Source organism: Nostoc punctiforme PCC 73102 (assembly GCF_000020025.1).
In the GTDB taxonomy this organism is placed as follows: domain Bacteria; phylum Cyanobacteriota; class Cyanobacteriia; order Cyanobacteriales; family Nostocaceae; genus Nostoc; species Nostoc punctiforme.
Genome location: NC_010628.1, coordinates 6,273,944 through 6,288,716, shown reverse-complemented (window position 1 = coordinate 6,288,716; position 14,773 = coordinate 6,273,944). Strand labels below are relative to the sequence as shown.

The window sequence follows — 14,773 nt, the reverse complement described above, 5'->3', positions numbered from 1 at the left end:
GCCGATGAAAGCCGATAGTAGACCAAACTACACAATTTTAGAAGTTCAAGAACTTGATGTTAATTATGGCGGTATTCAAGCTCTGAAAAAGATTAATTTAATTATTCAAAAAGGCGAGGTAGTTACTCTAATTGGTGCTAATGGTGCTGGTAAAACTACTACACTCCGTGCCATATCTAAAGTAGTTAATTCTAAGAGTGGCGTAATTTTATATAATGGACATAATATTACTCGCCGCCAAACTCACGAAGTTGTACAACTTGGTATTGCCCATTGTCCTGAAGGACGTAGAGTATTAGCGCGGCAAACAGTATTTGACAATTTACTTTTAGGTGCTTATATTCGCTCCAATCAAGCAGAGATAAAAGCAGATATTCAGCGTCAGTTTGAGCTATTTCCACGTTTGTCACAAAGACGCAATCAACTAGCAGGAACTCTCAGTGGTGGCGAACAACAAATGTTAGCGATCGCTCGCGCTGTCATGAGTAAACCACAACTCTTACTTTTAGACGAGCCTAGCTTAGGTTTAGCACCTGCGATCGTCCGGGAAATCTTCTCGATTATTGAAAATCTCCGTGCTACAGGCGTGACTATTTTGTTAGTTGAACAAAACGCGAATTTGGCATTACAAATTGCCGATCGCGGTTATGTTTTGGAAGCGGGTTCTATCACATTAACAGGCGTAGCATCAGAATTAATTAGTGATGAGCGAGTTAAAAAAGCTTATTTAGGGTAATTAATTAAATGAAACTTTTGGAGATATAAAAAGATGATAAAATCACTAACTAAAAGCTTTATTTTAGAAGAATTTTTAAAGCTTCCAGAAACAAAGCCTAGCTCAGAATACATCAACGGTCAAATTATTCAAAAGCCAATGCCACAGGGGAAACATAGTATTCTCCAGGGTGAACTAGTCAGTAATATCAATTCTGTAACCAAACCTCAAAAAATTGCCCTTGCATTTCCAGAATTGCGATGTACTTACCCTGCGGGAAGCCGCTCTTCGAGCGTCTATGGCGGACGTTCAATTGTCCCTGATATAGCTGTGTTTGCTTGGGAACGGATTTTATTAGACGAGCGTGGAGAAGTGGCAAATGTCTTTAAGACATCTCCAGACTGGACGATTGAGATTCTTTCACCCGATCAAAGCCAGACTAAAGTAACTGGAAATATTCTACATTGTTTAAAACATGGTAGTCGCTTCGGTTGGCTAATTGATCCAGATGAGCATTCTGTTTTAGTTTATCCACCAAAGCAGCAACCAGAACTTTTACAAGAAGAACAAGAAATATTACCAGTTCCAGATTTAGTTAACGGCTTTCAATTAACTGTAGGGCAATTATTTGGATGGTTAAAGTTATAAGCAATTGTAGAAATTCATATTTATCTTAATCTTATTGGATTTGTGAGAATTGCAACCCAGAGATCCCCAACTTCTTAAAGAAGTCGGGGATTTTGTTTCTGCGCGTTTGATTCAGGATTGCTATACCAATTGTGATGAATAAAACTACACTAACGCCACTTATAACTTTTCCAAATAATTTATATTATTAATAATTATTACGATTTTTGTCTTATATTAATATTTGCAGCCCTCCTTGCAGATATCTATATTTGTTTAGCGGCGAATTCTATTCATCGGAATCATTAAACCCATGAGTCAAATAGTCTGGATAGCAAGACACGCTAACCGCCTCGATTTCGTAAACCCCGATTGGTTTCTTACCGCCGAACGGCGCTACGATCCACCTTTGTCTGATGATGGTATGGTGCAGGCACAACAGTTAGCTAGACGATTGAAAAAAGAAAACATTGGTCATATTTTTGCTTCCCCTTTCCTGCGAACCGTACAAACGGCAAACGCAGTTGCAGAATTGCTCAACTTGCCAATTAAATTGGAAACAGGTTTGAGTGAATGGCTAAATCCAGCTTGGATGACAGAAGAACCTGAAAGACTCTCAACTCCAGCATTAGCAAAATTATTCCCCAGAATTGACACCAGCTATACTTCGCGCATCGCCGCTAAATATCCTGAAACTCACGAAAAAGTGCGAGAACGTTCTGGGCAAACTGCGAGATGTTTAGCTACTGAGTTCTTCCCAGAGGATATCCTGCTAGTAGCACATGGGGCATCTGTGTTGGGGGGAGCAATGGGGCTAGTGGGGGAAATTGCCAAAACAGAAGTCAAGGCTTCTTTATGTTCGTTGGTAAAAGTGGTACGCGAAGATCCAGAATGGTTCTTAGAACTAACGGGAGATACTTCCCATTTAACCCACATAGAAGAAGTTATTCGATTTGCTTAAACCTCTGATAGTTATTTGTGTTCATGACTTCTGCTAGGTTGGGTATATCCTACAAAAAAAGTAATTAATTCGCGAATAAGTTCTATGACTTTATTACTAGCAGGAGACATCGGCGGTACGAAAACTATTTTGCAATTGGTTGAAACATCAGATTCACAAGGTTTACATACTATTTATCAGGAAAGTTACCACAGTGCTGATTTTCCCGATTTAGTACCTATAGTGCAGCAGTTTTTAATCAAAGCTAATACACCAATACCAGAAAAGGCTTGTTTTGCGATCGCAGGGCCCATTGTCAAAAATACTGCCAAACTGACCAATTTAGCCTGGTTCCTAGATACCGAACGTCTACAACAAGAATTGGGTATCCCACATATTTATTTGATTAACGACTTCGCCGCCGTTGGCTATGGCATTTCAGGTTTACAAAAACAAGACTTGCACCCGTTGCAAGTTGGGAAACCTCAACCCGAAACCCCGATTGGAATTATTGGTGCTGGTACTGGCTTAGGGCAAGGATTTTTAATTAAGCAGGGAAACAACTATCAAGTTTTTCCTTCAGAAGGTGGACACGCTGACTTCGCGCCTCGGAACGAGATAGAGTTTCAATTGTTGAAATACCTGCTGGATAAACATGATATCCAGCGCATTTCTGTAGAACGGGTAGTTTCTGGAATGGGAATTGTGGCGATTTACCAATTTTTGCGCGATCGCAAATTTGCCGCCGAATCACCAGATATCGCCCAAATCGTCAGAACTTGGGAACAAGAAGCCGGACAGGAAGAGAAAAGTGTCGATCCCGGTGCTGCTATTGGTACAGCTGCACTAGAAAAACGCGATCGCCTTTCCGAACAAACCTTGCAATTATTTATAGAAGCTTATGGTGCAGAAGCCGGCAATCTCGCCCTTAAACTCCTACCTTATGGTGGCTTATACATTGCTGGTGGAATTGCGCCTAAAATTCTCCCCTTAATCCAAAATAGCGGTTTCTTATTAAACTTCACCCAAAAAGGCAGGATGCGCCCCCTCCTGGAAGAGATACCTGTGTATATTATCCTCAACCCACAAGTGGGGCTAATAGGTGCTGCTTTATGTGCTGCTAGGTTATAACAGCTAGCATCATCAGTGAGATCGGCATCTCAAAAGGTAAAACTTATGACAGTTAAAAGTCTGTTGCCATTAATCGCCGCCACCTTTATCTGTGGTGGTTCTATTCTCGTGGAAGCGCGTCAACCTAAACCTCCGGCGGTTGTTGTCAAACCAACCGTCTCTAAAATTGTGCAGCCACAATGGAAGGTATACACCGCTCCAGATGGTCGCTTTACTATTTTGATGCCGGGAAGACCCAACAGAAATACCGAATTACAAAAAACTTATATGGGGGAAATTTCTTTAGAAATATTTGTCGCTCAACCACCAAAACAGCAAGTAGCTTATGTAGTTGCTTACAATGATTTTCCTTATAGTTATGGTAAAATAACTGACCCTCAAGCTGTACTTAATAATGCACGGGATATGGCTTTAAAGACTACGAAAAGTAATTTAATCAGTCAACGAAGTATTCGTAGTTCCAATAATCATCCTGGCAAAGAAATTGAGTACATCAATTCTGGAGGAAAAATCACTAAAAGTAGAATGTATGTTGCCGAAGGAAGGTTATATCAAGTAATGGCAATAACTACAAAAAAACAGCAGAAGACATTAGCTAAAACTATTACTGGGTATTTAAATTCCTTCCATATAGTTTTGAAAAAGTGAAATAACTAAAACTTCTATATATTAGCCTTGTAATCAATTACAAGGCTAATAATATGGTTTCTATTAAGCACTTCTCAAAGCCACAATTGGGTCGAGTTTAGCAGCACGGCGTGCAGGAACAACACCAAAGAACAAACCAATACCACCAGAGACACCAACTGCCATAGTAATTGCTACAGGAGAAAGTGCCGCTTCTAAGGGAGTTAAGGCTCCCACTAATAGAATGCCACTGATGCCAACCGCAGTCCCAACTAAACCACCAGCTGCGGAAACTATTACTGCCTCAATGATGAACTGTAGCAAAATATCTTGCTCAGTTGCCCCGATCGCTTTCCTCAATCCGATCTCTTGAGTGCGTTCGGTGACGGAGACAAGCATAATATTCATAATGCCAATGCCGCCGACAAACAAAGATATGCCAGCGATCGCTGCTAGCATAATTGTCAATGCACCTGTGATTTGACCAACAGTCTGCAAAGCATCCTTTTGAGAGCGGATAGTAAAGTCATCTTCACCATTAATTTTGTGCCGTAGACGCAGCAAATTAGCAATTTGAAATTCTGCTGCATCCACACTCTCTGAATCACGAGCGGCAGCAACAAGATAATCTAAAGCAATACCATAAGGAGAATTCTTTCCCACAAGTCGGTTTGCTGAGGTTGTGATTGGTATGAGCGCAGCATCATCATAATCTGCTCCGACGCTAGAACCTTTGGCTGTTAATGTGCCTATCACTTGAAAGCTGGTATTTCCAATTCGCAATTGCTTACCAATAGCGTTACTATTACCGAATAGTTTTTCTGCCAAGTCTCCACCTAATACAACGACTTGGTTACTTCGCTTGATATCTACCTCGCTAAAAAATCTGCCTTTAGCAGTTTCAAAATCCCGCACTGATAAGAAGCTGGGAGTTGTACCAATGATATTGACATCAGTGTTTCGGTTGCTATATGTAACTACCTGTCTTCTGTTTAACTCTGGCGCAACTCCTACTACTGTTGGTACTTGAGAAGCGATCGCTTCAGCATCTTGTAACACTAAATTTTTTGGTACTTCAAAGGATATACGCTGAGTTTCTCGATTACCTGGCAGTATAAAAAGCACATTTGGCCCTAATGACTCCAGTTGTTTATTAACGTATTTTTGCCCACCTTCGCCAATCCCAATCATGGCAATCACTGAGGCGTTACCAATAACTATACCTAGCATCGTAAGAGCGCTACGCAGCTTATTCGACAGCAGGGTTTTCCCCGCCATTTGAATACTTTCTAAAAAATTCATATCTTAAAAATTACGAATTACGATTTATTCTGTTCTTTCGCCTTCTCAATTTTGTAGTCTTTGGGTGGATTAACAAAAACGCGATCCCCTTCTTTAACTCCATCTAAAATCTGAGTTTGGTTTTGGATTTGCGCCCCAATTGTAACTTCGCGGAACTGGGGTTTATTCTTTGCATCAGGTACAAGTACACCAGTTTGACCCTTTTCGGTGACGATTGACACCGTTGGTAACACCAAGGCATTATTGACGCGATCGCCTAAAAAAGTCAGATCCACATTTAAGCCAGAACGCAGTTTATCTGTACCAGTATCAAGAGCAACCCGCACCTGGAAGGATGTCACGCCTTGTTCCACCACTGCTTCTGGAGCAATTAGGCGCACATGACCTTTAAAAACTTGATCGGGATAAGCATCAGCGACAATTTCCACCTGCTGTCCCGGTTTAATTCTGCCAATATCGGCTTCAGGAACTTGAGCTAATATTTCTAACCCACGTGCTACGGCAACAATTGAACTAGAAGTTGCCGACGCGCTAGTAGAAGCAGAAGTGGTGGGTGTCACAAAAGCACCCGGTTCTGCATATTTTTGCGTCACAATTCCCGAAAGTGGAGCGCGAATAATTGTATCTTCCAACTGCACTTGCACACCCTTCAATTGAGCTTCAGCACTGGCTACAGCCGCTTGGCGCTGGGCAATTTCCTCAGAACGAGTACCATCTTCTAACAGTACCAATGCTGCCCGTGCTTCATTAACAGCTGCTTGACGTTGGTCGATTTCCTCACTCCGAGTCCCACTTTGGACTAACGACAATCGTTTTTTAGCTTCTTCTAAACTGGCTCTAGCACTCTTGTCTTCGCTGATGGCTTGATCGAGTAATTGTTTTTTCTCTGCTCCCTCTTTATATAAGTATTGATAACGCTTTACCTGTTCGCTGGTGTAATTCACCTTTGCTTGAGCCGCATCTACTTGGGATTGAGATTGAGCAATCTCTTGGGGACGATTACCAGCCCTAGCTTGGGCTAGCTGGGCTTGAGCTTGTGCTAACCGCGCCTTAGCTTGAGCAATTTCTTGAGGACGACTACCAGCAAGGGCTTCGGCTAATTGCGCTTGACTTTGGGCTAAGTTAGCACGGTACTGGCTTCTTTGGGCCTCAATGCTTGCACTATCCATGCGGGCAAGGATTTGCCCTTGTTGAATGCGATCGCCTTGTTGTACATATAATTGCGATAGCACTCCGGGGTTCTTCGGACTAATATTTACGCTCTGAACTGGTACGACTTTACCGCTAGCTGTAATTCTCAATGTGACATTTTTCGCCGCCACTGGCACAGTTAATTGAGCAATATCTTCTTTTGTCCCTTGATTCATCAGGGTGTAGGTTGTGATAGTACCAACAACCAAGACACCTCCTGTTATCAGCCCCATCAGCCAGCGAAATGGATACTTAACTTTGCCAATAACAGGAATTTCTATGTGCGTAGCCATATCTAAAAGCCTAATTAATCTTGCTTTATGGGAGTAGCCCGTAGTTAAAGGGCGAGTACAGGAATGAGGAATTGTTAAAATTTTTCGATTAAATCTTTATTAATAAGCTAACAACTAGACGCATAATTAGCTTTATAGTTGCTTAATATTACTTCATGGTAGCCGTTACATCTCTGTATGCCTTCACCTGAATGGGTGACTTTATACCATTTCTGTTTGAAGATGCGCTTATAGGCTTATACAAAGTTAAAGACTGTGGAGACATTCATGTAGACGCATACTCCTACGTAGAAGCAAGCTAAGTAAAGCTTATGGTAGAGAAGCGGCTACTATACGAGTTTTCAAAGGAGTAACCGCAGGGTATTGCCACATTGTTAGTTAAAACTTCACCAGCAGACTGACAGCAGTTTGCTTTTTAATGAGGTACAAAGTGTAGGACGCAAAATCAGATATGAAGAGTTTCTATATCCTGCGTTTTATCTCAAAAACCGTAGCTTTGTACTTCATACCAAAGAAAAATGCTGTATTTTCTAAAGAAACTGGTTTATTAAAAACCGGATTTGTGGAGTCTTTCATAAGTGTGTTGATTTAGAAATTTTAATTGTTGATTACTTTTTTACAATAGACCTCTTGCACAAACCAAGACCTTCTATTTATACCTTCAAAATTATTGCAAGAGGTCTAATAAATTTTGTACCATAACTCATGTTAAGTTTTGAAACTTTTAATTGTAAAATAAATTAGAGAAAGAAAAAACAATAATTATTTATGGAAGTTAGTAACGCACAAAAGTTAATCCGTCAAGCAGAGTATGCAAAAAAATTGCGTCCCTTACTTCCTGCCGAAGCATTTATCCCTGATGCTAGTAAATTGGTCATTCTATCAATTAATTGGGCAATTCTGATTCTAGGCTGGGCGATCGCATCTTATCTAGATCGTTGGAATTTATATTTTTTATGGCTTTATTTACCTTTAGCTATAGTAATGGGTAATAGTGTCATCGTCTTGCTATTTAGCTCCCACGATCTGATGCACGGTAGCGTCATCAAAAACTCCCCTATAGCCAAAATTATGAGCTTACTAGGGCTAGCGATGTTGTGGATGCCACCCACATTGTGGAAAGCAGTACATAATCGAAAACATCATAATAAAACTAATTCATTGGCAGATCCCGATCGCAATTACTTATACCAGCAGCCGAAAACTTGGGGTAAATGGATTCAAGATGTATGCGTACCCTCTGCGGAAGTTAATCCTATCAGTTTAATAGTCGGAATGGCAACCGCATGGGGAACACATAATCTTCGGAATCTGACATCTGTGCTATTGTTTAATCGTGAATCTGTGAGTTTTGTTCCTGCTGCTTTTACAGTTAAAACTAAAGAACGTTGGTTAATTGCAGGTGAACTTTTTGTAATTGTCATGATTCATTTGAGTATCTTGACGTATTTACAATTTAATTTCCTAAAAATCGCGTTGAGTTACTTTTTGCCGATTGGTATTGGTTATGCTGGAGCAATATTTTACATCTATACAAACCACATGCTTTGCAAGATGACAAGTGTCAACGATCCACTGATTAATAGTATTTCTCTGCGTGTTCCTAAAATAGTTGACAAATTGCATTTAAATTTTTCTTATCATACAGAACACCATATTTTTCCAGGAATCAACTCTGACTATTATCCCCTAGTGCAAAAATTATTAAAGATACACTATCCTGAACGTTTAAATTTATTGGATGCCAAAGATGCTTGGAACTTGCTTATGCAAACACCAAGGCATTATAAAAATGAAGATACTTTTACCGATTGGTCGGGAGAAAAGTCTGTTCCTTGCGCTATCATCGAGAATTACAAAATTAAGTAAGCTCGACTTTATCAAAACAGAATTCAGGAATGTGGAATCAGAATATCCTTTCAGGGAAGCAAGCTATAGAATGAATTCTGTCCGATAATTGGTTCTTTTTCCATTCCCCTTGCTCCCGTTCGGCTACGCTCACGGCAAGCCTGCTCCCCTGCTGTCTTTATGGCGATCTCACAAAATTGCATTGTTCCCACTGCCATATTTCAACGGCGAGTTGCGCTGGAAAATGTCAAAATTAAATGAGTTTTGCGTAAGCGCATTGGCGTTGGTACAGCTTCTCGCACAGAAGAGAAGCAATTTTTCACCAGATATCGCCACTTTATTAGCGCAGATTTGAGATAACTTAGTTGAAATTTATGGGCAAGCAACGTGTTCTTTCTGGAGTTCAACCAACGGGCAATTACCATCTAGGTAACTACTTAGGAGCCATTCGCAACTGGGTAGAAGGTCAGAGTGAATACGAAAATTACCTCTTTGTGGCTGATTTGCACGCGATTACAGTGCCACACGACCCGAAACAGTTGGCAGCTGATACCTACACTCTTGCTGCTCTCTATCTAGCTTGTGGTCTAGATTTAAATCACTCCACCATCTTTGTACAATCTCACGTTTCAGCCCACAGTGAACTCACCTGGTTGCTCAACTGCATTACACCTCTAAACTGGCTGCAAGACATGATTCAGTTTAAGGAAAAAGCTGTTAAACAGGGAGAAAATGTGAGTGCAGGTTTGTTGGATTACCCAGTCTTGATGGCGGCTGATATTTTGCTTTACCAAGCGGATAAAGTACCAGTGGGTGAAGACCAAAAGCAACACTTGGAATTGACAAGGGATATTGCAGCTCGGTTAAATCACCAATTTGGTAAACCAGACCAACCAGTTCTAAAGTTACCAGACCCTTTGATTCGTAAGGAAGGGGCAAGGGTGATGAGTTTAGCGGATGGTACACGCAAAATGTCGAAGTCCGATCCTTCAGAGTTAAGCCGAATCAGCTTGCTAGATTCACCCGAACAGATTCAATACAAAATTAAGCGTTGTAAAACCGATCCGATTCGTGGGCTGACTTTCGACGATCCTGCGCGTCCAGAGTGTAATAACTTGTTAACGCTGTATACATTGCTTTCCGGGAAGAGAAAGGAAGATGTAGCAGTTGAGTGCCAGGATATGGGCTGGGGACAATTCAAACCATTGTTGACAGACACAATTATTGAGTCCTTGAAACCAATCCAAGAAAAATATCAAGCGGTAACGGCAGATAAAAGCTATTTGGAGTCTGTATTGCGCGATGGAGGGGAAAAAGCTAGAGCGATCGCAAATCAAACTTTATCACAAGTAAAAGCTGCTTTAGGCTACTCGCTTCCTCTCTAAGTTTTCGCTTTTAGGTGTGATTTGCTATACCATTTAAGAAATTGAAATTCTTAATTTTATGTATCACACCCATAGCCCCACAGCCTTCCGTAGAGCTGTACAAGCAGGTGAATTTCTAGTTACCGCCGAGGTAGCACCCCCGAAAGGGGGAAATCCAGCGCACATGATTCAAATGGCGGCGACTCTTAAGGGAAGGGTTCATGCTGTCAATGTTACTGATGGTAGCCGCGCAGTGTTACGGATGTCTTCGTTACTCGCGTCGGTGATTTTGTCACAAAATGGTATAGAGCCGATCTGTCAAGTTGCTTGCCGCGATCGCAACCGCATTGGTTTACAAGCTGATTTGATGGGCGCTCATGCTTTAGGTATTCGTAATATTTTAGCTTTGACTGGAGACCCAGTAAAAGCAGGCGATCATCCAGATGCCAAAGCAGTGTTTGACTTAGAAGCGGTGCGACTGCTGCAACTAATTCGGAAGATGAATCAAGGCGTTGATTGCAACGAAAAACCCTTGACTGATGGAGCGTTAGATTTATTTGTTGGTGCAGCAGTAGATCCGCAATGTAAAAGTTGGTCGGGTTTACAAAGTCGATTTGAACGCAAAATCGAAGCCGGAGCGCAATTTTTTCAAAGTCAGTTAATTACCGATTTTGAACGTCTAGAAAAGTTTATGGATACCATTGCCTCTGGCTATAAAAAACCAATTTTGGCAGGAATTTTTCTGTTGAAATCGGCAAAAAATGCTCAGTTTATTAATAGATGTGTTCCGGGTGTCAATATTCCCCAACATATTATTGATAGATTGGCAAAAGCCAAAGAGCCTTTTGAGGAAGGGATAAAAATTGCAGCCGAACAAGTGCAGATAGCACGGCAATTGTGTCAAGGTGTCCATCTGATGGCAGTCAAGCGGGAAGATGCGATCGCACCAATTTTAGATTTGGCTGGGATTGCTCCAGTTAATCAGTTGGTATCTAAGTAAATGAAATAATGTTTTTTTAAATTCAAGCAGATGATGGTTACTATCTGCTTTTTTTAATGCGTAATCAGACGTGTATACACGATTTTTGATAAACTTTGAATATCCAATTCCCGCTTGACTAAATCCAAGTGCAAACTGACAAAATATTTTATAGTTTATTTCAATCTTTTCCTAGCATATTTTTTGCAATAATTGGCGATAATACTGTCAACGTCAACGCATATCAATTTGTTTCAGTCGAACTAAAAGAAACGGCTTTTAGGATTGATGGGGTATTCATGCCCACAACTGAAACCACAAATCAACCACTCTACTTTGTTGAGTGCAACGTATTTATCTAGATGAATTAGATACGGCGGAGAACTCACTTCAAGTTGCGATCGTTAAATTAATCATCGAAAGAGAAGAGACAGCCGTTGACAAAAGTAGAGAATTGATTTTACAAGCAAGGCAACAACTAGCGGATGAAGCAACCAGGAAGCAAATTGTAGAATTGATAGAGACTATCCTGTTGTACAAATTTACCCGGTTAAGCCGAGAGGAGTTAGCAGAAATGTTGGGTATAGACGACGAATTCAAAAAAACAAGGATGTATCAATCTATCAAGCAAGATGGCTTGGAGGAAGGTAGACAGGAAGGCAGACAGGAAGGTAAACAGGAAGCTAAGTTAGAAGCTATTCCCCGGTTATTGGCATTGGGGTTGAGTGTGGAACAAGTGGCGGTGGCTCTCGATTTAACGGTGGCGCAAGTACAGCAAGTAGCCCAGAATCAGTCTGGCTGATAGTGGGCGATTGTCTGAGTATTGCGCTTTATCTCTGGAAACACTGTACTATATATTTCTTAAACAAAGTGTGCAAGATATCGGTTAATAAAGTTTTTACGTAAAGTGCGTAGGCGTAGCCCGTCGTAGACATCGCCTCTTTTTTATTTAGCAGGGTTTACCCAAAAAATAGCCCAAACTTGATTTTCTGGTAGGGGCAATTAATGAATTGCCCCTACCGCATATAATTTTGCGTAAGTCCTATTTAGGTTCACTAAAGTAGAAGCGATGTCTACGAGGGGTGGTTCCTGAGCGCAGCCGTACCACTTCGTGGAAGCAAGCTACGCGCAGCGTCTCCGACAGGAGAAGGGCTACGCCTACGCAGTTAAAAACCTGGGTTACATCTTACCGTGTTGCAGCACTTGCTGTAGATGCTGGCGAATCTCTTGTGCGTGTTCAATATCAGATTGGCGCAATTTTTGGAACAACTCTACACAAGGCTGAGAACCTACTTGCTCTGCATCTTTGATGTAGGCATCGTAGGCTTTAACGGCTTCAGCTTTGTTGTGCAAAACGGTGACAAAATCATACTCCAAGTCGCTAATAGCTGTTTGAGACTGTTCGTTACCTGTATTTGTAGCCATTGCTCGATCCTCTTTTAGAATTTCTAATTAACTTTATACTCACCCTTAAAAAGCGATTCATCTTCCAAAAAGAGTATATTTCAATACGTCGGAAGTACCTTGCGAGTGTAGTTTATAGTATTCAGTGCGTAGGCGTAGCCCGCACTTCTCTACGTTCGCGCAGCGTGTCGCAGACAGACGCTCCGCGTAGCTTGCTTCCACGAAGTGGTACGACAAGGCTCAGTGACCGTCGTAGACATCGCTTTCCAATTACCTCAGCCTTATCCAATCTCATTTTTCCATTACTGATGCGTAAAAAATAAGATAAGTCGGGGATCTGCGGGTTCCAATTCTCACCAATCAAATAGGATTGCTATATTGCTAAAGAATTAGATTTGAAACTAAGAAATAAGCAAGTCGTAAGCAGCAAGTTGGAGTTTTACTGACTCTACACATCTAAGAGGATATTTTATTAGTCAACAGATAAATCAGGAGATAGGACAGACAAGGGAGAAAATTCTACCTCATCTCCCTACTCCTTATTTTCATTAGAATTTAGCCAAGCGGTTTATTTTCATCACATTGACGTGAATACTGGAATTCCAAATCATTTTGCCGTTCCCTACCTCCTCTATACATAACCGGACAAAACTTAGTGTTAGCGCTCATACAATCCATGTGTGGAGTTTTAGCACAGACTACGAGTAGTCCACCCAGAACAAATAACAAACCACAAATTGCAAGCGTATTAACCCAAGAAATTTCCAGCGCTCCGTGAACTACTATTTCTCGTAGTAGGGATACAATTGTTACCTCAACTGCTACTCCCACAGAGATACTATGTTCTTGTAAGTAGACCATTAATAGCCGAAATAACTCGACTAAAATTAACACAAATAGTATTTTTGCAGTCACGTGTTTATAGTCTAGTGGCTGCGTGAGGGCGATAGCTATTCCCCACAATTGGATCAGCATGACGGCGAATAAACCTAAACACAAGACAATCACAATTAAGTCTTGAAAGGCTTCCATGTTGCGAACAATTGAGTGCCGATCAAGCCAGCGATCGCTAAATAAAAATCGACTTTTCTGGCGCTTTTGCATGTACATTTTTCCAATCGGGACAAGTTCAGACAACACCAGCGAGTCAGCCCAATAGTTTTATGTTATGCAATATTAAGCGTTTGCGCCTCAGCGAGGTTGGTAATTTAAATTTTGTGCTTGTTGCAACAATTGCTCGGCATTTTTCGCCCACTGAGGATTCTTCTGAGCATTATATAAATCTCTAGCAAATTTGAATACTTGTACTGCATCTCCATATTGCTTTAACTGCATAAAAACTAACCCTGCACCATAATAAGCGTTGGGATAGTTAGAGTTAGCTTCGGCTGATTTTCTAAAAGCCTCTAATGCTTCTTGTAACTTGTTTTGCTGAAACCAAATCGAACCAAGATTGTAGTAAGCTTCTGGATATTTCGGATTAATTTTTACTGCTTGATTAAAGGCATCTCTTGCTCGATCGAGTTTCCCTTGTTGGAGATAACACATCCCTATATGGTAAGGAGGTTCTGGTGCATTTTTGCTATATTCTATGGCTTGTTTAAAAGATGCGATCGCTTTCTCACAATCTCCTTGCTGCTCTCTTACTAACCCAAAATTATAGTGGGCAAATCCCAATTTTGGATCGAGTTCTAACGCTCGTTGCAAATAATCATTAGCTAACTGTAAATTATTGCCTTCTAATAGCGCACCACCTAAATTAGCAAAAGCTGGAGCAAACTTAGGATCGGCTTGCGTCGCTCGATAAAATGCGTCCGCAGAGGGTTGTAATTGTCCTGTTTGTCGGTACGCTAGCCCTAAATTATAGTACGCTGGTGCTAATGTTGGATCTAACTTGGCTGCTTGTTTAAAGGCTGCGATCGCATCTTTTACTTTGCCCGCCTGAATTGCCTGTAAACCTTGGTTTAGCCAGTCTATGGCTGTTTTCCCATTAGATTTTGCCAGCTCTGAAGGGACATACTCAGAGAGAGAAAGAGAAGGGGAGGGAATACTAACAACCAACAAAGTCAAACTGACTAACCCTGCTATGGGATATTTAGAAAATGATAATCTCATTGATTTTCTGATTCGCAACACTTTCAGTTAAATTTACTTCATAAAAAGTTATTTACAAAAATTTTAGATTCGCTATTAATCTTTACTAAAATTAACTTTTATTAAGCTAAATCTTACGACAGGCTACAATTTTTTTAACTTTCGATTAAAAGAAGGATAATAACAAATTAAAGAAGGGGTAATTTTGACTCCAGAGAACCATTTTTTGATCAAATAGAATTCAGGAGTCAGGAGCCA

General features: G+C 40.8%; 13 protein-coding genes and 1 pseudogene. 9 read left to right on the top strand and 5 right to left on the bottom strand.

What is annotated here, in order from left to right; genetic code table 11:
- Window positions 1-4 precede the first annotated feature (4 nt).
- The 5 genes from NPUN_RS25665 (at window position 5) to NPUN_RS25645 (ending at window position 4,061) form a co-directional block, all read left to right on the top strand.
- On the top strand, window positions 5-736 hold the full coding sequence (locus NPUN_RS25665) for an ABC transporter ATP-binding protein (protein WP_012411367.1): 732 nt from the start codon (window positions 5-7) through the stop codon (window positions 734-736).
- 33 nt (window positions 737-769) lie between these two features.
- Window positions 770-1,363, top strand: coding sequence for a Uma2 family endonuclease (locus NPUN_RS25660; RefSeq protein WP_012411366.1), 594 nt, complete (start codon window positions 770-772; stop codon window positions 1,361-1,363).
- Window positions 1,364-1,655: 292 nt separating this feature from the next.
- Complete coding sequence (locus NPUN_RS25655) at window positions 1,656-2,303, top strand: histidine phosphatase family protein (RefSeq protein ID WP_012411365.1); 648 nt, start codon at window positions 1,656-1,658, stop codon at window positions 2,301-2,303.
- Between the two features lie 84 nt (window positions 2,304-2,387).
- Window positions 2,388-3,413, top strand: a complete 1,026-nt coding sequence (locus NPUN_RS25650) for a glucokinase (RefSeq protein WP_012411364.1) — start codon at window positions 2,388-2,390, stop codon at window positions 3,411-3,413.
- 45 nt (window positions 3,414-3,458) lie between these two features.
- Entirely contained in the window at window positions 3,459-4,061 is a 603-nt protein-coding gene (locus tag NPUN_RS25645; protein WP_012411363.1) for a hypothetical protein, read from the top strand.
- Between the two features lie 63 nt (window positions 4,062-4,124).
- Here NPUN_RS25645 and NPUN_RS25640 read toward each other — a convergent pair whose 3' ends face one another.
- Both NPUN_RS25640 and NPUN_RS25635 read right to left on the bottom strand, forming a co-directional pair.
- Window positions 4,125-5,342, bottom strand: a complete 1,218-nt coding sequence (locus NPUN_RS25640) for an ABC transporter permease (protein WP_012411362.1) — start codon at window positions 5,340-5,342, stop codon at window positions 4,125-4,127.
- A 17-nt stretch (window positions 5,343-5,359) separates the two neighbouring features.
- Complete coding sequence (locus tag NPUN_RS25635) at window positions 5,360-6,826, bottom strand: efflux RND transporter periplasmic adaptor subunit (protein ID WP_012411361.1); 1,467 nt, start codon at window positions 6,824-6,826, stop codon at window positions 5,360-5,362.
- Window positions 6,827-7,594: 768 nt separating this feature from the next.
- Between NPUN_RS25635 and NPUN_RS25630 the strand changes: the two genes are divergently transcribed.
- From NPUN_RS25630 to NPUN_RS25615, 4 genes and pseudogenes are all read left to right on the top strand, one after another.
- Window positions 7,595-8,695, top strand: a complete 1,101-nt coding sequence (locus tag NPUN_RS25630) for a fatty acid desaturase family protein (protein ID WP_012411360.1) — start codon at window positions 7,595-7,597, stop codon at window positions 8,693-8,695.
- A gap of 353 nt (window positions 8,696-9,048) precedes the next feature.
- Entirely contained in the window at window positions 9,049-10,059 is a 1,011-nt protein-coding gene (gene trpS, locus NPUN_RS25625; RefSeq protein WP_012411359.1) for a tryptophan--tRNA ligase, read from the top strand.
- Between the two features lie 58 nt (window positions 10,060-10,117).
- Window positions 10,118-11,038: a methylenetetrahydrofolate reductase gene (locus tag NPUN_RS25620; RefSeq protein WP_012411358.1), complete on the top strand. Its 921-nt coding sequence runs from the start codon at window positions 10,118-10,120 to the stop codon at window positions 11,036-11,038.
- A 128-nt stretch (window positions 11,039-11,166) separates the two neighbouring features.
- Window positions 11,167-11,819 (top strand): annotated as a pseudogene (locus NPUN_RS25615) (Rpn family recombination-promoting nuclease/putative transposase).
- Window positions 11,820-12,196: 377 nt separating this feature from the next.
- Here NPUN_RS25615 and NPUN_RS25610 read toward each other — a convergent pair.
- From NPUN_RS25610 to NPUN_RS25600, 3 genes are all read right to left on the bottom strand, one after another.
- Window positions 12,197-12,442: a hypothetical protein gene (locus tag NPUN_RS25610; protein WP_012411357.1), complete on the bottom strand. Its 246-nt coding sequence runs from the start codon at window positions 12,440-12,442 to the stop codon at window positions 12,197-12,199.
- A gap of 534 nt (window positions 12,443-12,976) precedes the next feature.
- On the bottom strand, window positions 12,977-13,525 hold the full coding sequence (locus NPUN_RS25605; protein WP_041565622.1) for a phosphate-starvation-inducible PsiE family protein: 549 nt from the start codon (window positions 13,523-13,525) through the stop codon (window positions 12,977-12,979).
- An 87-nt stretch (window positions 13,526-13,612) separates the two neighbouring features.
- Entirely contained in the window at window positions 13,613-14,536 is a 924-nt protein-coding gene (locus tag NPUN_RS25600; RefSeq protein WP_012411355.1) for a tetratricopeptide repeat protein, read from the bottom strand.
- Window positions 14,537-14,773 lie beyond the last annotated feature (237 nt).